Below are 592 nucleotides of genomic sequence, written 5' to 3'. Positions count from 1 at the left end.
CGGCAAGGCGATACTGGCTGGAGCATCAACTCGGCCGACGAGAGTGGCCCCCCATCCTAGGCAGGATCGGCCGACATGGCCGGCATCGCGAGCCGCTCTGAAAAGAGCACAGCGGGCATCCAGACGCTGCCGGGTTGACTATGGGTGTCGGAACCGCAAAAAGGGGCCGCTCTTCATGAGTGGCGTGCGCCGGCAGTCTAACCCCAAGCCCCCCGCCAGGCTGCCGGCGCGCTTCTAGCCGCCTTGATGCACGGCGATAAGCTTTTGACCGCCTGAAGCGACGTTGTGGTCGCCGTTGTGGTGCTTTTCCACGCGCCTCGTCAGGCGCCGGGATTGCTTCGTCGTGATGGCAGGCGGGGGTTTGCAGGTTGCGGTCGACGGGTTCGTTTCGGGGCGTCTGCGCCCCATCGTTATGTCACGAGTTGAGGGATGCGATCGAGGACGATGCGCAGGATGCGCTGGTCGGGGCACGATGTCGGCAGGTGCAGACGGATTTGCGATTTCATCTCGACCACCCGCGCAGCGATTTTGATGAGGCGCAATCGCAGCGTGTCGAATTGGGCGACGGCAAAGCTCGAGCGCCTCGGCATCG

General features: G+C 64.0%; 1 protein-coding gene. It reads right to left on the bottom strand.

Translation table 11 applies throughout. From position 1 onward, the window contains the following. Window positions 1-410 precede the first annotated feature (410 nt). On the bottom strand, window positions 411-592 hold a 182-nt coding region (locus NKH05_RS33035), incomplete at its 5' end, for a transposase (protein WP_353027109.1).

Source organism: Mesorhizobium sp. M1399 (assembly GCF_040317735.1).
GTDB lineage: Bacteria > Pseudomonadota > Alphaproteobacteria > Rhizobiales > Rhizobiaceae > Mesorhizobium.
Note: the sequence above shows the minus strand (reverse complement) of the source record. Positions and strands in the feature narration are given on the sequence as shown.